We start from the raw sequence: 18951 nt of genomic DNA on the forward strand, positions 1-18951 counted from the left end.
GAACGCACCGAGCGCAGCGAGGGCCGTGAGCGCATGCCCGACCGGCACGGCATGAGTGAACGCACCGAGCGCAGCGAGGGCCGTGAGCGCATGCCCGACCGGCACGGCATGAGTGAACGCACCGAGCGCAGCGAGGGCCGTGAGCGCATGCCCGGCCTGCACGGCACGAGCGGGGAACGGTTGGACGGGTTGTCCGTCCGCGACGTGCGGGTCAGCTTCGACGGTTTCACCGCCGTCGACGGGGTCAGCCTGGAGGTGCCCGCCGGGGACATCAGGTTCCTGATCGGGCCGAACGGGGCCGGCAAGACCACACTGGTCGATGCGATCACCGGCCTGGTCCGGGCCACCGGCTCGGTCCGCTTCGGTGCCGAGGAGCTGCTGGGTCGCCCGGTGCACCGGATCAGCCGGCTCGGCATCGGGCGGACGTTCCAGACCTCGACGGTCTTCGAGGAGCTGTCGGTGTTGCAGAACCTCGACATCGCCGCCGGGGCCCGGCGCAGCTGGGCGACGCTGGCCCGGCGTCGCCGTGGTGTCCCCGACGAGGTGGCCGCGGCGCTGGAGACCATCGGGCTGGCCGAGCGCGCCGGGCATCTCGCCGGGACCCTCGCGCACGGCCAGAAGCAGTGGCTGGAGATCGGCATGCTGCTGGTGCAGGACGCCCGGCTGTTGCTGCTGGACGAACCGGTCGCCGGCATGAGCCACGAGGAACGCGACGCCACCGGCGCCCTGTTGGAGACGGTGAGCCGGGACCGCACTGTCGTCGTGATCGAGCACGACATGGACTTCCTGCGCCGGTTCGCGCGCAGCGTCACGGTGCTGCACGCCGGGCGGGTGCTCAGCGAGGGCACCGTGGCGCAGGTCCAGGCAGACCCGCGCGTGCAGGAGGTCTACCTTGGCCACCCGGTCGACGCCGGGTCGGCCCGCACCGGCCGGGAGGCATGATGCTGACGCTGCGCGGGGTGCACGCCGGGTACGGGCGTTCTCGGGTGCTGCACGGGGTCGACCTGGCCGTCCCGCCCGACGGGGTGGCCGCGGTGCTCGGGCACAACGGCGCCGGCAAGAGCACACTGCTGCGGGTCGCGGCCGGCCTGCTGCGTCCGAGCGCCGGCACCGTCGAGTTGGACGGTGCGGACGTCACCCGCGCCGGGCCGCACGAGCGGGTGGCGCGGGGGATGGCGTACGTCCCGCAGGGCCAGCAGTGCTTCCCGCACCTGACCGCCGCGGAGAACCTGCGGTTGGTCGCCGACGGCCGGCGCGACGGGGCGGTGGCCACGGCGGAGGTGCTGGATCTGTTCCCGGCGCTGCGCCCGCTGCTGCGGCGTCGGGCCGGGCTGCTCTCCGGCGGTCAGCGTCAGCAGTTGGCCATCGCCCGTGCCCTGATCACCCGGCCCCGGCTGTTGATGCTCGACGAGCCGACCGAGGGCATCCAGCCGTCGGTGGTCGCGGAGATCCAGGAGCGGATCGTCGAGTTGACCCGGCAGGCCGGGTTCAGTGTGCTCCTCGTCGAGCAGCACCTGGGTTTCGCGTTGCGGGTGGCGGACCGTTACCACGTGCTGGAGTCCGGCCGGGTCACCTCGCACGGCGACGGGGGTGTCACGGCGGAGCGGGAGGTCCGGGCCGCCCTGGCGGTCTGATCGGCGGGGCGTCTGTCACGGCTGGAGCCGGTTGAGGAAGTCGCGGACCAGCCGGACGACCTCGTCGAGGTGCGTCTCGAGCAGCCAGTGGCCGCCGTCGAGCAGGTGCAGGTCCGCGTCGGGCAGGTCCCGCAGGTAGGCGCGGGCCGCGCCTTCGGGCATGTAGCCGTCGTGCGGCCCCCACACGATCAGTGTGGGCGGCCGGTGGGTCCGCAGGTACTCCTGCTGGCGCGGGAACCAGGCGACGGTGCTGCCCTGGTCGGCGAGGAGTCGCAGCCAGGCGTCGCGCCGCCGCGGATCGGTGACCAGCGCGCCGGAGAGCCGCCACAGGTCCGGGCTCACCCGGTCGGTCAGCCGGTCCGGCAGTTCGCCCAGGAACTCGCCGCGAAAGCCGTCCTCGCTGATCGCCGTGGCCAACTCCGCTCGGCCCTCGTCGGTCGGGTCGCGCCAGAACCGCTTCAGCGGCTCGTACTTGGGCCCGTGCTGGTCGGGGTAGATGTCGCCGTTCTGGATGACCAGGCCGGCGACCCGCTGCGGGGCGGCCATCGCCAGGCGCAGCCCGAACTGGCTGCCGTAGTCCTGCAGGTAGATCACGTAGCGGGTCAGCCCCAGCGTGTCGACGAAGCGCTGGAGCAGGTGAGCGTGGGCGTCGAAGGTGTACGCGAACCGGTCGGGGTCGGGCAGCGCGCTGTAACCGAAGCCCGGGTAGTCGGGCGCGATGACGTGCCACCGGTCGGCCAGCGCGGGCAGCAGGTGGCGGAACTGGAACGATGACGACGGGTACCCGTGCGGCAGCAGCACGACCGGCGCGTCGACGGGACCGGCCTCGCGGTAGAAGATCGCGATGCCGTCGACGTCGACGGTCCGGTGGCGTACGGCGTTCTCGGCCATTGACTCTCCTGATCCGGTCACGGGGTGGACCCCTCGACCGTGCCAGACGTCCGGCCGTCGCGGTGCGGCATTGCGGTCAGCTCGTCGGTGCGGGCCCGGTCGAGTCGCGGACGACCAGCAGGTGCCCGGTGGGGCGGCGGCGGGGGCGGGTCGTGCGGGGCTTGAGCGCGAGGGTCAGTGCCGTGCGGCCCATCTCGGTCATCGGCAGCCGGATGGTGGTGAGGCTGGGTGCGAGGTCGGCGGCCACGGAGACGTCGTCGAAGCCGACCACTGACATCCGCGCGGGCACCGGCACCCGGCGGGACCGCAGTGTGGACAGCACGCCCATGGCCATCACGTCGTTGAGCGCGATGATCGCCGTCGTCTCCGGATGCTCGTTGAGGATCCGCTCGGCGGCGGCGCGCCCACCGTCGCGGGTGAAGGCGCTGTGCACGACGGCGAGGTCGACGGGGGACCGGCCGCGCTGGCGCACTGCCGCCGAGACCCCGGCCAGCCGGTCGGCGACGGTGGTGAGGCCGGCGCTGCCCGCGGCGACCGCGATCCGTCGGTGGCCGAGATCCATCAGGTGCTGGGCGAGGGCGTGGCCACCGGCCTCGTTGTCCGGCAGGACGGCGTCGACGCCGAGCGCGTGTCGGCCGATGGCCGCGGCCCGGCCGCCGTGGTCCTGGAACGCGGCCAGCTCGGCGCGGGCCGCGCTCTCCATCCGTGGGTCGTCGTAGCCGGAACCGCTGATCAGGACGATGCCGACCCGTTGGGCGATCAGGTGGCGCAGCTGGTGCAGCTCGTAGTCGGGGTCGCGGCCGGACTGGCAGATCTGCACCAGCAGCCCCTGCTCGGCGGCGAGCTGGATGACCCCGGCGGCGATCTCGGCGAAGTACGGGTCGTCGACCTGGTGGACGATCAGACCCACGGTGGAGGTGGCTCCTCCGGCCAGGGTGCGGGCGTACGGGTTGGCCACGTAGCCCAGCTCGCGGGCGATCTGGCGGATCCGGTCGGCCACCTCGGCGCTGACCCCCGCGCGGCCGGCGAGGGCCCGGGAGGCGGTCGCCAGCGAGACAGCTGCGTGTTCGGCGACGTCCACGAGGCGCGGCCGCCGGCTGGCCCTGGACATCCGCAACCCTCCGGAAACATTCATGTCACCCGATCTATTGCGAGTGGCATTGATCGAAGCCTAGGGTACGTAAGCGCTTACGTAAGCGCTTACGTGACCGGCATCCTCCCTGCCGCGAAACGAGGTGACAGCCATGTCCACTGCCCGACGAGCGGCCGTCTCCCTGCTGGCGATCGGCGTCCTGGCCGGTGTGGGCACGCCACCGGCACAGGCGGACCGGCACACCTCGCCCGACGTCCACCCGGCGCTGCGCACGCATCTGGTCGCCGCGTACGACTTCGACCACCCGGTGCCCGGCGACCCGGCCCTGGAACGCGACCAGGGCCGTTCCGGCACCGAGATCGAGCTGGTCAACGGCGGCGCGGCGATGCGGGTGCCGGACCACGCCTACCGGGGCAGCCGCAACGCGGTGCAGACCCGCCAGGTCGACCCCACTGGTGCCGGCAACGACGACTGGAAGGCCGGCACCTGGTCGGCCAGCGGGGTGCGGACGCTGCGCGCCTTCAGCGCCACCGCCGGCACCACGGTGATGGGCTGGTTCAAGCTGAACATGGACAGCCCGCTGCCCAACTCCACCACCGCCGACCCGGACGACAGGTACAACGCCATCGGCCTGGCCGGGGTGCTGACCGGCGACTCCGACGGTCACGGCGTCCGCGCCCTGCTGGAGCTGATCGACGTCGACGGGCAGGTGCGCCTCGTCGCGCTCGGCCGGCGGCTCGACGGCGGCAACTCGCAGACCTTCGCCGCCACCCAGGACTGGCGCGAGCTGCTGCCGGTGGGGCAGTGGGTGCACCTGGCCGCCACTTTCGACTTCGACACCGGCGCGCTCGCCCTCTACCGCAACGGTGAACCGGTGGACGGCTTCTACACCCGCACCGACGACCCGTGGCTGGTGTCCGGACCCGGCCCGCACCTGACCAGCGCGTCCGACCCCCGGGGCATCAAGATCGGCGGCAGCTTCCCGCAGGACACGGTGGAACGCAACCCGTGCGACTGCCGGATGGACGGCCTGATGTTCCTCGACAGTGTGGTCTCCGCGAACGACGTACGGAGGCAGTACCGCCACCTTGCCCGCTGACCACCCTCGGCACCGTCCCACCGAGAAGGAGACACGCGTGCGCACAGTGCACCGCCGCGCCGGCACCACCCGCCGGCTAACAGTGAGGGCCGGCCTCACCGCCCTCGTGCTGATCCTATCCACACTGGTCGCCACGCCCGCACGGGCCGCCGACGCGGTCTACGACCCGATCCCCGAGATGCCGACCCAGTCCCGACTCGGGCTGGTGCTCGGCGAGTACGCCAGCTTCCCGCAGTCGTACCCCACGCCGGCGCCGACCGACGCGCGGCTCATGCGTACCGCGCGGATCAACACCATCATGGAGGTGCCCGACGGCTCCGGCCGACGGGCGGTGCCCGACCTCAACGGCAGCCTCTACCTCGTCGAGAATGGGGTGCCGCACGTCTACCTGGACGTGGCCGCGACGTTCGCGCCGCGGTTCTTCTCCGGTCGTGGGCTCGGCCAGGGCTTCGGGTATGTCGCGTTCCACCCGGAGTTCGGGGTGAATGGCCGGTTCTACACCATCCACACCGAGTTGGCGTCGACGACGACCGCCGTACCGGACTACGCCCAGCCCAACACGCTCTTCCACGGCGTCATCACCGAGTGGACGGCGACCGACCCGGCCGCCGCCACCTTCGCCGGTACGCACCGCGAGGTGCTGCGCATCGGCTTCGGCGGCCAGGTGCACGGCATCCAGGAAATCAACTTCAACCCCACCGCCAAGCGCCACGACCGCGACTACGGCCTGCTGTATCTCGCCGTCGGCGACGGCGGGCAGGGCGCGCGCAACACCGACCCGCAGAACCTGGCGGTGCCGCACGGCAAGCTGCTGCGGATCGACCCGCGGGGCACCAACGCCGCGAACGGGCGCTACGGCATCCCACCGACGAACCCGTTCGTGGGGCGGGCGGGCGCGCTCGGCGAGCTCTACGCGGTGGGTTTCCGGGACCCGCACCGGTTCAGCTGGGACCGGGCGACCGGTCGGATGTACCTCGGGCACATCGGTGAACACGCCGTCGAGGCGATCTACGAGGTCCGTGCCGGGGACAACTTCGGCTGGAGCGAGCGGGAAGGCTCGTTCGTCTTCGACAAGACGGCCACCAACCCCTGCGACCGGCTGCTCCCGCTGCCCGCCGACGACGCCAGCTACGGCTACACCTACCCGGTCGCCGCGTACGACCACGACCCCGCCGCCGGCTGGAACTGCACCGACGACGTCGGTGTCGCGGTGGCCGGTGGTTTCGTCTACCGGGGGCGGACGCTGCCCGCGCTGCGCGGCAAGTACGTCTTCGGTGACCTGGTCGACGGCCGGGTGTTCTACACCGAGGCCAACGAGATGCGCCGGGGCCGGGGTTTGGCCACCATCCACCAGCTCGCCCTCTTCGACCCGGCGGGCACCCCGGTCCGGATGCGCGACCTGTCCGCGCCGGGTGCGCCCGGCGACCCCAACCGGGTCGACCTGCGCTTCGGCACCGACGCCGCCGGTGAGCTCTACGTCGTCGCGAAGGCCAACGGGAAGGTCTGGAAGGTGACCGGCACCACCGGGTACGCCAGCGGCGACGTCGGGGACGTCACGCTGCGCCGCACCGCCGGGGCGGCCAACTGGGCGCCGGTGACGCCGGCGAAGTGGCGGTTCGCAGGCGACCAGGTCATCCTGGCCGAGGCCGGGGAGAGCCGGCCGGGTCCGCGCCGACCCTTCGAGTACGCCGTGCTGACCGCCGGACCGGCGTGGTCGTCGGTGCGGGTGGACGCTCAGGTACGGCTCGACACACCGGTGGAGGTCAGCAACCGGGACGTGATCATCGTCTTCGGCTGGCGCTCGGACACCGAGTTCTACTACGCCCACCTCTCCACCGACAACACGATCTATCCGCACAACGGCATCTTCAAGGTGGACAACGCCGACCGGGAACGCATCGACCACCAGTGGAACGGCCGGTCCCGGGGCGCGAACCCGGCGATCACCGATGCCCGGTGGCACCGGGTGCGGGTGGTGCACCTGCCGGCCACCGGCGAGATCGCCGTCTACGTCGACGGAGACCGGGACCCGCTGTTGACCGCGAAGGACACCACGTTCGGCGCGGGGCGGGTCGGCTTCGGGTCGTTCGACAACGTGGGCCGAGTGCGCGACCTGACCGTCACCGGCACACCAGCCGGCACCGGGTCAATGGCGGGCTAGACCGCGCCGTAGTGCAGGGACAGCCCGGTGGCGGCCCGGTCGGCGGTGATCTGCATCATGCTGCCCACCATCGTCGCCCGGTCCGTCACCAGGGCCGTCCCGTCGGGCGCGTAGGTGATCCGGTCGCTGACCAGCACCGGCGCTCCCTCGGCCTCGTCCAGATGCCGGGCCACGTCGACGCTCAACACCTCCGGCCGGATCGTCTCCGAGGCCCGGGCCACCGTCACGCCGAGGTCGGCCAGGGCCGCGTACAGCGACGTGCCGGTGAAATCCACGTCGTGCAACCGGCTCGCGTGCGGCTCGCGTACCCAGGAAATCTGGTGAATGGCGCGGCGGCCGGCGAACGCGCGGACCCGCTCGAGGCGCAGGCCCGTCTCGGCCTCGCGGACCCGCAGCCGGGCCGCGACGCGTGCGGGCAGCCGGCGCTGCGCGCGGGAGAGCACCGTCGTGTGGACCTCGTGGCCCTGCTCACGCAGGTCGTCGCCGAAGCTCCGCAAGGATCCCAGCTGGTACGCCGCGGGCGACGGCGCGACGTAGGTGCCCTTGCCGGGCCGCTGGACGATCAGCCCTTCGGCGCTCAGTTCGCGCAGGGCCTGCCGCAGTGTCATCACCGTGACGCCGTACGCCGCGCTCAGCTCGCGTTGCGCGGGCAGCGCGTCGCCCGGCCGGTAGTGGCCGTCGCGGATCTTGGCGGCGAGGTCGGCGGCGATGGCCCGATAGCGTGCCACTGGTCTGCCTCCCGATGCGTCGACTGTCCGCCCCCCGTCGTCGACGGCCACCGCCGATCATCGCACGGGGGCCACCGGCGACAGCGCGGCCCGCAGCGACGCCACGAAGGCCCCGACCTCGGCGGGGTTCGCGCCGTCGAGGATGCGCCGCATGACGGCCGCGCCGACGATGACGCCGTCGGCTGCCGCCGCCGCCTCGGCCGCCTGCTGCGGGGTCGAGATGCCGAAGCCCACCAGCACGGGCAGGTCGGTGACCTGCTTGAGTCGGGCGGCCAGCAGGACGGCCGAGGGCGCGAGCCGGTCACGTTCGCCGGTCGTGCCCATGACCGACACGGCGTACACGAAACCCTGACTGCGCCGGCCGATCTCGGCGAGCCGGTCGTCCGGCGTGGCAGGTGAGGCGAGCAGACTCACCTGGACGCCCGGCACGTCCAACCCGGCCAGCTCGTCGAGGGGCAGGTCGGGCACGATCAGCCCGCTCACCCCGGCCGCCGCGAGCGCGTCGCCGAACCCCGGCCGCAGCGCGATGTTGGCGTACGTGCTGGCGACCAGGGGGATGCCCACCCGCGTTCCGGCGAGGTCCGCCAGGACCGAGGCGGGCGTGGTGCCCCGGGCCAGCGCCGCGTCCGAGGCTTCCTGGATGGTGGGGCCGTCCACAGTGGGATCGGAGAACGGCAGCCCGACCTCGATCATGTCGGCCCCGGCGTGCGCGAAGGCGCTCAGGAAGGCCGTCCAACCGGGCACGATCCCGCCGGTGATGTAGGGCATCAACAGCTTCATCCGAGGTCCGCCTCCGCGATCAGGGTGGTCACGTCCTTGTCGCCGCGCCCCGAGAGGGTGACGAGCACTGTCGACCCGCTGGGCAGCTCCGGTGTGCCGGCGGCGCGAACGACCCAGGCGAGCGCGTGGGCCGACTCGATGGCGGGCAGCACGCCCTCGGCCCGCGCGAGCCGGACGGCGGCCGCGATCGCCTCCCCGTCGGAGGCGGTGACGTACCGGGCGCGCCCCAGATCGCGCAGGTACGCGTGCTCGGGGCCGACGCCCGGGTAGTCCAGCCCGGCCGCGATCGAGTGCGCCTCCCTGATCTGCCCGTGCTCGTCCTGCAGGAACAGCGACCGGAAGCCGTGCAGAACGCCGACCTCCCCGTTCGCCGCGCCGGAGCCGCCTTCGGCTTCGACCCCGACGAGCTTCGCCGACGTCTCGACGAACCCGGCGAACGTGCCGGCCGCGTTGCTGCCGCCGCCGACGCAGGCGACCACGTAGTCGGGGGTGGCAGCGGGCAGTTCGGCCGCGCACTGCTGTCGGGCCTCGTCACCGATGACGCGCTGGAATTCGCGGACCATCATCGGATAGGGGTGCGGACCGATGACCGAGCCCACGCAGTAGTACGCCTCGTCGGCGTCGGTCACCCAGTGGCGCATGGCCTCGCTGGTGGCGTCCTTGAGCGTGCGGCTGCCGGTGGTCACCGTAACGACCTCGGCGCCCAGCAGCCGCATCCGGAAGACGTTGTGCGCCTGGCGTTCCACGTCGCGTTCGCCCATGAACACCGTCACCGGTAGACCGAGCAGGGCACCGGCCGTCGCCGTCGCGACGCCGTGCATGCCCGCTCCGGTCTCGGCGATCAGACGGGTACGCCCCATGCGCCGGGCCAGCAGCGCCTGCCCGAGCACGTTGTTGATTTTGTGGGATCCGGTGTGCGTCAGGTCTTCCCGCTTGAGCAGCACCGTCACGCCAAGTTCGGCCGACAGTCGCACGGCCGGCGTCAGCGGCGTCGGTCGTCCCACGTGCGCCGACAGCAGCGCGGTGAGGCTGCCACGGAACCGGGGATCGGCCCACGCCTCAGAGAAGGCCTCGGCGACCGCCTCGCAGGCGGGGATCAGGGATTCCGGCACGTACCGCCCGCCATAGCTTCCGTACCGCCCGGGGGGAACCGTCGCGCGTACTGTTATAGAACTCATGCAACAGTTATAGAACAGTTTGCCGTGCCCTGGCAACAGCCGACCCGCCTCGTCATCCGTCGACCTGCGCCGCGGCACCCCGTGCGCTTCGTAGACTTCCTGTCATGCCGGAGATCGTCGAGTTGCTGGCCTCGCCCGTGCACCGCTTCCTGGGCCGGCCCGCCGACGGTCCGGCACCCGCCCCACCCGGCGAGCTGGTCGACGCCGTCCGGATCCGGGCCGGCCTCGGCATCGTCGGCGACCGCTACTTCGGTCAGCAGGCACACCGCGACGCCAGCGTCACCGTCATCGCCCGGGAATCGCTGCCGGACGGCATCGGCCTGGCCGAGGTGCGGCGCAACATCCTCACCACCGGGATCGCCGTCGACGAGCTGATCGGCAGAGTGCTGGTGCTGGACTCCGGCGACGGCCCGGTCAGCCTGCGGGTCAACCGGGCGGCCCGACCGTGCGCCTGGATGGACGTCACCGTCGGCCCGGGGGCGTGGAAGGCGCTGCGCACCACCGGCGGCATCCGCTGCACCCCCCTCAACGACGGCACCCTGCGCGTCGGCCCGATCGACGCCGTCGTGACCTGAGGAAAGGGCTCGACGGCAGCACACCGGGACCGGATCGTGGGCAGTTCCCGTTCCCGTTGGTTAGGCGGAATCGGCGAGGTGACGCCGCGACGAGCCGATGCGTGGTAGAACCAAACCGCGCATCGGCTCGTGGGTCTCCGGGCAGCCGGAGCCTTGCCGGACGAGGCCTCATCCGAACAGAGGTGGTGCGGTGAACGCCGAGCTGCGGCAGCTCATCGAGGAGCTGCGGGCCGACCTGGCCGATCTGCCGGAGAGCCTGGCGTACGCCGAGTTCGGCGAGGGGGCGGCCATCGACGCCGTGCCGGCGGGGCTCCCGGCCGACCTGCGGGATCTCCTGCTGGTGACCGACGGGATACGGGCGGGTCGGGTCGAGCTGGCGTCCACGTCGACCCTGCCCGGGATCCAGTACCACCTGGACTACGCGCCCGAATTCTCGGCCATTCCGCAGAACCGGGCCGGCTGGCTGGTGATCGGCACCCGCAGCGACGAACCGGTCTTCATGGACCGTGGCACCGGAGCGATCTGGTACTTCCCACCGACCGGCACCGAGTGGTTCATGTCCGACGCGTTCGAGGAGCTCGCCCCCGACGTGGAATCCTTCGTGGACTACTACCTGCTCGGGCCGGGTTACGCCGACCTGACCCCCGCCGACGACCGGTGGTTCGCGTTCCTCGACGAGCAGGGCCTGCTCGACGAGGACGACGAGGACGACGAGGACCCGAGCTGAGTCAGACCGGGCTGATGTGCGCGGCCAGGACCCGCCAGCCGTGTGGGTCGTCGTGGACCCAGGTCCGGGTGTAGCGCAGCCGCGCCGCGAACGGCACCCCGTCGAGGGTTCCGGACACCCGACCCAGGAAGAACGTGACCCCCGTTCTACCGACGACGAGCAGGTCCAGTTCCTCCTCCACCAACTCCTCGACGACCGAGCGGCGGTCCCGGTGGGCGGTCAGGTCGTCCTGCTTGGTGAGCGCACGCCCGTCCGGGCCGATGGCGATCAGCTGGTCGACCAGCAGTTGGTCCAGGGCGGCGACGTCGCCGGCTCGCTGGGCGGCCTGCAGGGTGCGCTCGGCGTCGAGCAGCTCCGCCTCTCGTGCGCTGTCCGGCATCGTGGCGTCCTCCTGTTCGGGGCTGACCCGGGGCCACCGTCGGCCCGGGCTGTCCGCATTGTGACAGCCGTCGTGGCCCGCGTGGGCGGGGATCGCCGCCGACGTTCACAGACTCAGGCGAATCCGTACGACGGTCTCTCCGGGGCCGGTGAGCACCGCCACCTCGTCACAGATCTGCTCGACGATGGCCAGCCCGCGACCGCGTACCGAGTCGGCGGCCGGCATGCTCCGCCCGAACGCCCGCGCCGGCCCGTGGTCGACCACGTCGCAGAACAGCTGACCCGACTCCGCCCAGAGCCGGACCCAGCCGCCGCCGGTGGTGTGCTGCAACGTGTTGGTGGCCAGCTCGCTGACCGCCAGCGTCAACAGCTCCACCCGCTCGGCCGACAGGCCGCGGGCCAGCGCCCCGGCGCTGACGAACGCGCGCAGCGCTCGCACGTCGGTCGCGACCTGGTACGCCATGGTGTCTGTGGCGTGGGTCGGGACATTCTGCTCGGCCACGGCCTCCCGTCGCTCTCCCGGCATCAGCCCGCCCGACGCGGCTGCCCGGCCGGCGGCACCGCGATCCACGCGGGTGTCGTCGGCGTGCGAGCCTCGAAGTGCGCCATCGGGCAGCCGGAACCCTTCTCGTAGCGACAGCTGTTCTTCACATCATGTCATCCACTGACCCGTTGGCCGTCTCGTCCGTTCGGCGGTTGATCACCTGCGGGCCGGACCGCCCGGCTGGGCTCGCTGGCCGGACACGGTCACCGCGCGGCCGGGGCGGACTTCGCGGCACGGTGCTGCCGTCGGGCCGGTGGACGGGTTCGCCGTCACTGACGGATGTCCAGGGCGCCGATCAGCCCGTCGCGCAGCGTGAACCGGTACCGCAGCTCGACCGGGCTGCCGGGGAAGTCGCCGGACACCCGGGTGAGGGCCAGGTACGAATCGCCCGCCTGCGGGGTGAGGCGGACCGGCTCGGCGGTGTACGAGTACGCGTCCATGGTCTTCTGCCGCCAGGAGCGGATCGAGGCCCGCCCGTCGTACAGCCGGTCCTCGTCGGCGACGCTGGCGGTGTCGGCGAAGCAGGCGACGAAGGCGTCCAGGTCCCGGTCGTTGACGGCCCGGAAGTACCGGTCGATCACGTCTGGCAGGTCGAGGGCCATCTGCTCCTCCTGCGGCACGGGCCGCCGTCGGGCAGCCGTCGGGTTCCCGGTCCGACCTCACCGTACGAGAAGCCGACGGCGTCGCGCGGGGCAACCAGCAGAACCATCGCGCCGGCCGTCGGGTTTGCTGCCGCGTGGCCCGGGTAGCCACGCGTCTCCGAGGCGAAGGGCGGGGACATGGCCGAGCTGGCGTTCGTCGACAAGGTTGCGGCACGCGCGAATGTTTCGCCGGAACAGGCGCGCCCGCTCACCGAGGCGGTCCTGCGGACCCTCACCGAGCGGCTCAGCGGCGGGGAGGCGGGCGCGTTGGCCCCCCACCTGGCCGACGAACTGAGCCCGCTGCTGGTCAAGGCGGCCGAGCCGGCCGAAACGTTCGACTACGACGAGTTCCTGCGCCGGGTGGCCGACCGCGCCGGGATCGACCGCCCGGCCGCCGAGCGGGGCACCCGCGCGGTGTTGCAGACGATGCACCGGGTGGTCGGGCACCGGGAGTTCGAGGACGCGCTGGCCCAGTTGCCGGCGGACCTGCGGGCGCTGGCGCAGCCGCTGCCGCACGGCCCCTGACCGACGCCTCGGAGCGCCTCCCACAGGATGCCGGGGGCGGGGGTCTTCTCCGCGCGGGGCCGACCGGGGGATGATGCCGGTGCGACAGCGGTCAACCGTGGAGGTCAGGCGATGGCGACGCGTACCCCGGAGGGTGTGGACGCCGCGCGGGCCCGGCGGCGTGGCGGTCTGCTGGTCGTCGCCTTCGGCCTGCTGGCGTACGCCGGGACGACAGCTGTCGACGCGCCGACCCGCGCTCTGGGGCTGTCCTGGTCGATCATCGGAGCGGCCGGCGCGCTCGGCGTGCTGACCATCATGGTCGCGGCCCGCCGCCGGGCGGTGCGCCTCGCGGACGCCGCCCGCCTGATGATGGCGGTGGCGGCGCTCGCCGCGCTGGCCGTCGGGGTCGCGTTGGCGCCCCGCGGCGCCGAGCGCGGATTCGTCATCGCGGTGACCGGGGTGCTGGCCGCGGCGCTGGCGGCGTCCGCGTTGCTCGCCGGTGACCTGCGGCCAAAGGGCCGGGGCGCGGCCTGACCCGCCGATCAGGCCACGCCCCCACGTCCGACTGTCAGCCGGTTACCCCGCTGCTGACCACCCACTTCTGGTGTGCGCCGCCCGCATAGGTGCCGAGCTGGATCTGGGTGCCCTCGGCGGTGTTGCCGCCGGCGGCCTCCATGATCTTCCCGGACTGCGGGTTGCGGATCGACCCGTCGCTCTGCGGTTGCCAGACCTGCGCGCCGGTGCCGTTGCAGGTCCAGAGCTGGATCTTCGTGCCGTTCGCGGTGCCCGCATTGTCCACGTCCAGGCACTTGCCGAGCGCGCGGTAGGTGTCGCCGACCCGGGTCCACGACTGCGCGGCGGTGTTGTTGCAGGTCCAGAGCTGGATCTTCGTACCGTCGGCGGTGCCCGAGTTGTCGACGTCCAGGCACCTGCCGCCGACGCCGGTGATGGTGCCGCCGCTCGGCGGTGGCGGACTGCCCGGGATGGAGTTGAGCGTGTACCACGCCTCGGTGCTCCACAGTGACTGGCCGGTGGTGGAGGTGAACGGGCGCGGCGAGCGCAGGTGCACCACCCGACCGGCCTTGCGACCGGGCACCACCAGGGTGACCTTCTTTCCGTCCGAGGAGAGGGTGGCCGAGGTGACGGTCAGCGTCTCCTCGTCGATCTTCGGCCCGCCGTAGGCCGACGTCGCCACGTACCGCCATTGCTTGATCTTGTAGCGCGCGGCCAGTTCGGCGGCGGTCCCCGCCGAGACGGGCTGGGTGTACTCCACCTCGAAGCCGGTGGTGGTGGCGCGCATCGCGAGCATCTCGAACGTGGTGGAACTGTTCGGGGTGAGCTTCTGCAGGCCGTACGACAGTTTGCCGCTCTGGCCCCAGTTGCCGCCCGCGCCGAGCCCGCCGACGTAGATCGCGCCGTCCGGGCCGATGTTGACCTCGGAGACACCCGCCTCCAGGCCCTGGGTGAGCCGGAACAGGGCGCCCTGGTACTCGCCGTTGACCTTCTCCACGTTCGCCCGTTGCAGGCCACCGTAGGTCACGTCGCCGATCACGAACTGGCCGGCGTACCGGCCGCTGGTCAGGTAGAGCGGCGTGCTGGGCGAGTTGGCGATCTCGTTCTGCGGCATCCAGAGCACCGGCTGCGTGACCGGGGCGGTGTCGAACGGCCCCGCCGGGTTCGTGTAGTGGTTGAAGAACCGGCCCTGCTTGACGTGCACCAGCTTCGACGAGGGCAGCCAGCCGCCCTGGTTGTCGGTGACGAAGAGGCCGCCCTCCGGACCCCAGCCGATGCCGTGCGGCGTACGCAGGCCGCCGGCGACGTAACTGACCGCGCCGGTGTCCTTGTTGACCTTGATGGTGGTGCCCCGGTTGGTGGCGGGTTGCGGGTTGGTGGTGGCGCCGCCGGAGTTGATCGACACCGACAGGTTCAGGTAGAAGAACCCGTCGGCGTAGAGCAGGCCGAAGGCGAACTCGTGGAAGTTGCCGCCGTAGGGCCAGGTGGCAACGGTTTCCAGGCGCTCGGCCGCCTCGTCGCCGCCGGTGTTCACCAGCCGGGTCAACCGCTGCTTCTCGGTCACGTAGACCACCCCGTCGACGACCTTGAGCCCCATCGGTTCCTTCAGGCCGCCGGCGATCTTCTTGGTGGTGACGGTGCCGGGGCTGGTCGAGCCGCCGGTGTTGCCGAGGATCCAGACCTCGCCGTCCTGGGAGGTGCCGGACTGGTCGCTACCGCCCCAGGTGCTGATGACGAGCCGGCCGTCGGCCAGCCAGTCCATCCCGGTGACCTTCGGCTGGAAGCCGCTGGGCCGCAGGTTGGTCAGCGTGTAGCCGGGGTGCACGCCGGTCAGCGGCAGCCCGTCGCCGGGGGAGTCGAAGACCCCTTCGCACTCCTTGCGGCCGGGCGCGGTCACCCGGACCACGCCGGCGTCGGTGCTCAGCGCCGAGTTCGGTACGACCACGAAGGCCGACGAGCCGGGCGTCTTCCACTCCAGGGTGATCTGCTGTCCACCGCCGCGCTCGAAGTGGTCGATGCGCAGCGGGTGCAGGCCGGCGGTGAGGGTGACGGTGCCCTCCTTGGGCGGGGTGGCGCCGTGCAGCCCGTCGTGGTTGATCACCACGGCGTTGTCGATGGACAGTTTGGATCCGTCGTCGCTGCTGAGCCGGAACGTGTAGCTGCCGGCCTGGGTGGTGGTGATGTTGCCGAGCACCTGCGAGACGAAGTTGTCCTCGAAGCCGAAGTCGGCCGCCGAGGTCCAGTTGATGGTGGACATCAGCTTGTCCACGTTCGGGGTCTGGGCGGGCTTGAGGGTGCACAGCTCGGACAGCGGCACCTGCACGTCGAAGACGCGCAGTGTGACGCCCGGTTCCTGCGCGGGGGCGGCGGTGGCGGGGACGGCCCAGAGGCCGGCGGCGAGGACGAGCGCCAGCGCACCGAGGACGGGATGGTGGAGTCGGCGTAGCAGGGGTGTGCCCATCGTTCCTCCAGGAGGCAGTGGAGTGCCCGACGGCCGGCGTGGATCAGCGGTGAGGATGACCGTCGGCCCCGGCTCCGTAACGTCCTCGACGCCGACGAGTGACAGTGCGGAAACACCGGGTTGATGGGTCGAGACATTAAGGTGTTTCGATTGCACTGTCCATGGCTTCGCCTCGATACATCAAAAGTTTCCTATGTCCGTGCGAAAGTTCGAGGCGGTACGCGAAGAATGCCGGTTGCTGCGGTGGCTACCGCCGTCCGCGCCGCGCCGGACCACCCGTCCGGGCACCGGTCTTCCGAGTCGGACCCGCGGCCTTGCGGGCGCCTGCGCCCCGACCCGCCGGGCCGGCCGGCCGGGGGCCCGCCGGGGAGGCGCCCCGCGCCGCCGGTCGACGGCGGGCCGCCAGCAACACCACCGCCGAGACCACCACGACGATCAGGGCCGGGACCAGCCAGGCCGGAAAGCCGCCGTCACGTTGCTCCGGGGCGGCGCCGGCCGGGTCGTCCGCCGCCGCGTCGGTGGGGGCGACCGGGCTGCCGGTGGCTCCGGGGGTGATCGAGCCCTCACCCTCGGCCTGGGCGAGCAGCGCCGGATCCGGCCCCGCCGTGGGCGGCGACCAACCGGCCGGGGCAGGCGTGCCGGGGCCCTGGTAGTCGAAGCTCACCTCGCCCCGCACCGCCTCACCGTCGGAGGCCACGGAGAGATAGCTGGCGGTGTAACGGCCCTTCGCCGGCCAGTGGGCGACGGTCACCATGGCCGGGAAGCCGGTGTGGTACAGCCGTGGCTCGAACACGCCATTGACCATGAAGTACTCGGTGACCGGCTTGTCCAGTCGCTTCGGCTCACCGTGCGACCAGCTACTGTCCACTCGCGACCCGTCCGGCCCGGTGACGGCGAAGTGCGCGTTCGAGGCCGGCTTCTCGGTGAAGTACAACGCCAGCTGCGTCAGCGGCTCGCGTACCACGGTGCCGGTCAGCGGGGTGGAGGTCGCCAGCTGGCCGTGCGCGTACGCCGGGGCGACCGGCAGCAGCAGCGACACCGCCAGGGCCGCCGCCAGCGCCGCCACGGTACGGCTCAGAACCTTACGCACAGTGACCAGCTTCGATCGCATTCGTTCATCATGGTCATTTCCCCGGCACCGAACAAGACGTAGAGTTCTCCTCCCCGACGATCAAACCGACACCCGTCCCCCTCGCGTCGTTCGGAGTCCACCCGTGTTCGTCCGCACCCCCGCCGCCCGCACCGCCGCGACCGTCACCGCCGTCGCCCTCGCCGCCCTGCTCCTCGCCGGTTGCGGGCAGGACGACGACCCCTCGGTGGGCACCCCCTCGACGGCGCCGACGTCCGCCGGCCCGTCGGGCGCCACCCCCACCGCACCCGCCCCGACGCCCACCGGCACCCCCAGCGCCGCCGCCAGCACCCCGGCGGTGGACCGACAGATCACCGTGACGATCGCGAAGCGGCGGGTCGATCCGCCGACCGGGCGGGTCACCGTCAGTAAGGGCGAGCTGGTCCGGATCACTGTCACCTCCGACGTGTCCGACGAGTTGCACGTGCACGGCTACGACCTGGGCGCCCGGCTGCCGGCCGGCACGCCCGGCTCGGTCGAGTTCCGCGCCGACCAGACCGGACTGTTCGAGGTGGAGACGCACGACTCCGAGCTGGTGCTCTTCCAGCTCGTCGTCCGCTGAGCGGCATGACGGCCGCTCCCACGCTGCTGGCCCACGGTGTCGGTGGCCGCCAGGACCTGCCGATCACGCTGCCGCAGCTCGTCGTCGCCGCCGCGCTGACCCTCGTCGTCACGTTCGTGGCACTGGGTGTGCTGTGGCGCGAACCCCGGCTCGACCGGGACGCCAGCGGCGGTCGTCCCGTGCCGCGCTGGCTCGCTCGACTCGTCGACGCGCAGGCCGTCCGGTGGGCGCTGCGCGGGCTCGGCCTGCTCGCCGCGGCCTGGTTCTGCCTCGGCCTGCTGGGCGGGCCGGACACCGCTGACAACCCGACGGCCGGCACGCTCTACGTCCTGCTCTGGGTCGGGCTGGCACCGCTGTCGCTGCTGCTCGGCCCGGTCTGGCGGGCGGTCAACCCGCTGCGCACCGTGCACCTGCTCGTCGCGCTGGCCGCGCGGCGCGACCCGCACCGTGGGCTGCGTGAACTGCCCGACGGGGTCGGATGGTGGCCCGCCGCCGCCACCCTGTTCGGGTTCGTCTGGCTGGAACTGGTCGCCCCCGACCGGGCCACCCTGCCGGTCATCACCGCCTGGCTGGCCGGGTACGCGGTGCTCCTGCTGGTCGGCGCGGTGGTGTTCGGCGCCGGCTGGTTCGACCACGCCGACCCGTTCGAGGCGTACAGCACCCTGATCGGTCAGCTCGCCCCGCTCGGCCGGGCCGCCGACGGCGTCCTGGTGTGGCGCAACCCGCTCGACGGGATCGCCGGTCTGCGTCCCCGCCCCGGGCTGGTCGCCGTGGTGATCGTGCTGCTCGGCTCGACCATGTACGACAGCCTCTCCAACGCGCCGGGCTGGTTGCGCTTCAGCCAGGAGAACGGCCTGCACCCGGCCGTCACCGGCAGCGCCGGCCTGAGCCTCGTCATCGCCGCCGTCGCGGTGGCGTACCTCGCCGCCACCGGCGCCGCGGCGCGCATCGGTCGCGCGGACCCGGCCGAGGCCCGTGCCGTGCCGGGCGAGATCGCCCACTCCATCGTGCCGATCGCGGTCGGGTACGTGGTGGCGCACTACTACTCACTGCTGATCCTGGAGGGCCAGCGCACCGTCGCGTTGCTCTCCGACCCGCTGGGCACCGGTGCCAACTGGCTCGGCACCGCCGACTGGGAGCCGCACACCGCGCTGGTCACGCCCTCCGGGGTGGCCACCCTGCAGATCACCGTCATCGTCCTCGGGCACCTGCTCGGCACCCTGCTCGCCCACGACCGCGCGCTGTACCTGTTCCCCCGGGCCCGGGCGGTGGCCGGCCAACTGCCCCTGCTGGCACTCATGGTCACCTACACCGTCGCCGGTCTGCTGCTGCTCTACGCGGGGTAGTGCCGCC

At 72.3% G+C, this 18951-nt stretch carries 20 protein-coding genes; 10 read left to right on the forward strand and 10 right to left on the reverse strand.

Going from position 1 to position 18951, the window contains the following annotated elements:
• Positions 1 to 942, forward strand: a 942-nt coding sequence (gene urtD, locus AB0C03_RS05625) for an urea ABC transporter ATP-binding protein UrtD (RefSeq protein ID WP_357634694.1), incomplete at its 5' end; no start/stop codon positions are given.
• The gene (gene urtE, locus AB0C03_RS05630) at positions 942 to 1634 is read left to right on the forward strand and encodes an urea ABC transporter ATP-binding subunit UrtE (RefSeq protein ID WP_210862972.1); all 693 of its coding nucleotides are present in this window, start codon (positions 942 to 944) and stop codon (positions 1632 to 1634) included. The genes urtD and urtE, both read left to right, overlap by 1 nt.
• 15 nt (positions 1635 to 1649) lie before the next feature.
• On the opposite strand, the gene AB0C03_RS05635 is transcribed toward urtE, so the two are convergent.
• Both AB0C03_RS05635 and AB0C03_RS05640 read right to left on the reverse strand, forming a co-directional pair.
• Positions 1650 to 2525 carry an alpha/beta fold hydrolase gene (locus AB0C03_RS05635; RefSeq protein WP_210862974.1) on the reverse strand — a complete coding sequence of 292 codons (876 nt, stop codon included), beginning with the start codon at positions 2523 to 2525 and terminating at the stop codon, positions 1650 to 1652.
• A gap of 76 nt (positions 2526 to 2601) precedes the next feature.
• Positions 2602 to 3636 carry a LacI family DNA-binding transcriptional regulator gene (locus tag AB0C03_RS05640; protein WP_030335470.1) on the reverse strand — a complete coding sequence of 345 codons (1035 nt, stop codon included), beginning with the start codon at positions 3634 to 3636 and terminating at the stop codon, positions 2602 to 2604.
• Between the two features lie 133 nt (positions 3637 to 3769).
• Here AB0C03_RS05640 and AB0C03_RS05645 point away from each other — a divergent pair, with 133 nt between their 5' ends.
• On the forward strand, positions 3770 to 4717 hold the full coding sequence (locus AB0C03_RS05645) for a LamG-like jellyroll fold domain-containing protein (RefSeq protein ID WP_210866207.1): 948 nt from the start codon (positions 3770 to 3772) through the stop codon (positions 4715 to 4717).
• 37 nt (positions 4718 to 4754) lie between these two features.
• A complete protein-coding gene (locus tag AB0C03_RS05650; protein WP_357634699.1) occupies positions 4755 to 6878 on the forward strand; it encodes a PQQ-dependent sugar dehydrogenase in 2124 nt (707 codons plus the stop codon).
• On the opposite strand, the gene AB0C03_RS05655 is transcribed toward AB0C03_RS05650, so the two are convergent.
• Genes AB0C03_RS05655 through trpB form a run of 3 tightly spaced genes read right to left on the reverse strand, consistent with a single transcriptional unit; the run spans position 6875 to position 9555 of the window.
• A complete protein-coding gene (locus AB0C03_RS05655; RefSeq protein WP_210861263.1) occupies positions 6875 to 7606 on the reverse strand; it encodes a GntR family transcriptional regulator in 732 nt (243 codons plus the stop codon). The genes AB0C03_RS05650 and AB0C03_RS05655 overlap by 4 nt on opposite strands.
• A 57-nt stretch (positions 7607 to 7663) precedes the next feature.
• Positions 7664 to 8386 carry a tryptophan synthase subunit alpha gene (gene trpA / locus AB0C03_RS05660; protein ID WP_030335479.1) on the reverse strand — a complete coding sequence of 241 codons (723 nt, stop codon included), beginning with the start codon at positions 8384 to 8386 and terminating at the stop codon, positions 7664 to 7666.
• Entirely contained in the window at positions 8383 to 9555 is a 1173-nt protein-coding gene (trpB, locus tag AB0C03_RS05665; RefSeq protein ID WP_374224318.1) for a tryptophan synthase subunit beta, read from the reverse strand. The genes trpA and trpB overlap by 4 nt, the downstream gene beginning before the upstream one ends.
• A 113-nt stretch (positions 9556 to 9668) precedes the next feature.
• Between trpB and AB0C03_RS05670 the strand changes: the two genes are divergently transcribed.
• The gene (locus tag AB0C03_RS05670) at positions 9669 to 10139 is read left to right on the forward strand and encodes a hypothetical protein (RefSeq protein WP_030335483.1); all 471 of its coding nucleotides are present in this window, start codon (positions 9669 to 9671) and stop codon (positions 10137 to 10139) included.
• 190 nt (positions 10140 to 10329) lie between these two features.
• Positions 10330 to 10866, forward strand: a complete 537-nt coding sequence (locus tag AB0C03_RS05675; protein WP_030335485.1) for an SUKH-4 family immunity protein — start codon at positions 10330 to 10332, stop codon at positions 10864 to 10866.
• Between the two features lies 1 nt (position 10867).
• Here the strand turns inward: AB0C03_RS05675 and AB0C03_RS05680 are convergent, their stop codons facing one another.
• The 3 genes from AB0C03_RS05680 to AB0C03_RS05690 form a co-directional block, all read right to left on the reverse strand.
• Entirely contained in the window at positions 10868 to 11245 is a 378-nt protein-coding gene (locus AB0C03_RS05680; protein WP_030335487.1) for a nuclear transport factor 2 family protein, read from the reverse strand.
• Positions 11246 to 11350: 105 nt separating this feature from the next.
• Positions 11351 to 11770 (reverse strand): ATP-binding protein, encoded by a 420-nt coding sequence (locus AB0C03_RS05685; RefSeq protein ID WP_030335489.1) that lies wholly within the window; start codon positions 11768 to 11770, stop codon positions 11351 to 11353.
• Positions 11771 to 12057: 287 nt separating this feature from the next.
• The gene (locus tag AB0C03_RS05690; protein ID WP_030335490.1) at positions 12058 to 12390 is read right to left on the reverse strand and encodes a nuclear transport factor 2 family protein; all 333 of its coding nucleotides are present in this window, start codon (positions 12388 to 12390) and stop codon (positions 12058 to 12060) included.
• A 177-nt stretch (positions 12391 to 12567) separates the two neighbouring features.
• Here AB0C03_RS05690 and AB0C03_RS05695 point away from each other — a divergent pair, with 177 nt between their 5' ends.
• Both AB0C03_RS05695 and AB0C03_RS05700 read left to right on the forward strand, forming a co-directional pair.
• A complete protein-coding gene (locus AB0C03_RS05695) occupies positions 12568 to 12954 on the forward strand; it encodes a DUF2267 domain-containing protein (protein WP_030335491.1) in 387 nt (128 codons plus the stop codon).
• Between the two features lie 111 nt (positions 12955 to 13065).
• Positions 13066 to 13467, forward strand: coding sequence for a hypothetical protein (locus AB0C03_RS05700; protein WP_210862237.1), 402 nt, complete (start codon positions 13066 to 13068; stop codon positions 13465 to 13467).
• Positions 13468 to 13501: 34 nt separating this feature from the next.
• Here the strand turns inward: AB0C03_RS05700 and AB0C03_RS05705 are convergent, their stop codons facing one another.
• Together AB0C03_RS05705 and AB0C03_RS05710 are read right to left on the reverse strand one after the other, a co-directional pair.
• Positions 13502 to 15907 carry an RICIN domain-containing protein gene (locus AB0C03_RS05705; protein WP_210866213.1) on the reverse strand — a complete coding sequence of 802 codons (2406 nt, stop codon included), beginning with the start codon at positions 15905 to 15907 and terminating at the stop codon, positions 13502 to 13504.
• 247 nt (positions 15908 to 16154) lie between these two features.
• Complete coding sequence (locus AB0C03_RS05710) at positions 16155 to 16997, reverse strand: copper resistance CopC family protein (protein WP_357634712.1); 843 nt, start codon at positions 16995 to 16997, stop codon at positions 16155 to 16157.
• A gap of 124 nt (positions 16998 to 17121) precedes the next feature.
• On the opposite strand from AB0C03_RS05710, the gene AB0C03_RS05715 reads away from it, so the two are divergent.
• Positions 17122 to 17598, forward strand: a complete 477-nt coding sequence (locus tag AB0C03_RS05715) for a cupredoxin domain-containing protein (protein WP_030335497.1) — start codon at positions 17122 to 17124, stop codon at positions 17596 to 17598.
• Between the two features lie 5 nt (positions 17599 to 17603).
• Positions 17604 to 18944, forward strand: a complete 1341-nt coding sequence (locus AB0C03_RS05720; protein WP_030335498.1) for a hypothetical protein — start codon at positions 17604 to 17606, stop codon at positions 18942 to 18944.
• The last annotated feature ends 7 nt before the right edge of the window (positions 18945 to 18951 follow it).

Origin of the sequence: Micromonospora parva (assembly GCF_040649675.1) — a bacterium.
Taxonomy (GTDB): domain Bacteria; phylum Actinomycetota; class Actinomycetes; order Mycobacteriales; family Micromonosporaceae; genus Micromonospora; species Micromonospora parva.

Excerpts from the sequence above, each read along its gene's own strand:
- urtE (WP_210862972.1), top strand. The coding sequence starts at position 942 with ATGCTGACGCTGCGCGGGGTGCACGCCGGGTACGGGCGTTCTCGGGTG.
- AB0C03_RS05690 (WP_030335490.1), bottom strand. The coding sequence starts at position 12,390 with ATGGCCCTCGACCTGCCAGACGTGATCGACCGGTACTTCCGGGCCGTC.
- AB0C03_RS05680 (WP_030335487.1), bottom strand. The coding sequence starts at position 11,245 with ATGCCGGACAGCGCACGAGAGGCGGAGCTGCTCGACGCCGAGCGCACC.
- AB0C03_RS05640 (WP_030335470.1), bottom strand. The coding sequence starts at position 3,636 with ATGTCCAGGGCCAGCCGGCGGCCGCGCCTCGTGGACGTCGCCGAACAC.
- AB0C03_RS05705 (WP_210866213.1), bottom strand. The coding sequence starts at position 15,907 with ATGGGCACACCCCTGCTACGCCGACTCCACCATCCCGTCCTCGGTGCG.
- trpA (WP_030335479.1), bottom strand. The coding sequence starts at position 8,386 with ATGAAGCTGTTGATGCCCTACATCACCGGCGGGATCGTGCCCGGTTGG.
- AB0C03_RS05700 (WP_210862237.1), top strand. The coding sequence starts at position 13,066 with ATGGCGACGCGTACCCCGGAGGGTGTGGACGCCGCGCGGGCCCGGCGG.
- AB0C03_RS05670 (WP_030335483.1), top strand. The coding sequence starts at position 9,669 with ATGCCGGAGATCGTCGAGTTGCTGGCCTCGCCCGTGCACCGCTTCCTG.
- AB0C03_RS05720 (WP_030335498.1), top strand. The coding sequence starts at position 17,604 with ATGACGGCCGCTCCCACGCTGCTGGCCCACGGTGTCGGTGGCCGCCAG.
- AB0C03_RS05645 (WP_210866207.1), top strand. The coding sequence starts at position 3,770 with ATGTCCACTGCCCGACGAGCGGCCGTCTCCCTGCTGGCGATCGGCGTC.
- AB0C03_RS05685 (WP_030335489.1), bottom strand. The coding sequence starts at position 11,770 with ATGCCGGGAGAGCGACGGGAGGCCGTGGCCGAGCAGAATGTCCCGACC.
- AB0C03_RS05635 (WP_210862974.1), bottom strand. The coding sequence starts at position 2,525 with ATGGCCGAGAACGCCGTACGCCACCGGACCGTCGACGTCGACGGCATC.
- AB0C03_RS05695 (WP_030335491.1), top strand. The coding sequence starts at position 12,568 with ATGGCCGAGCTGGCGTTCGTCGACAAGGTTGCGGCACGCGCGAATGTT.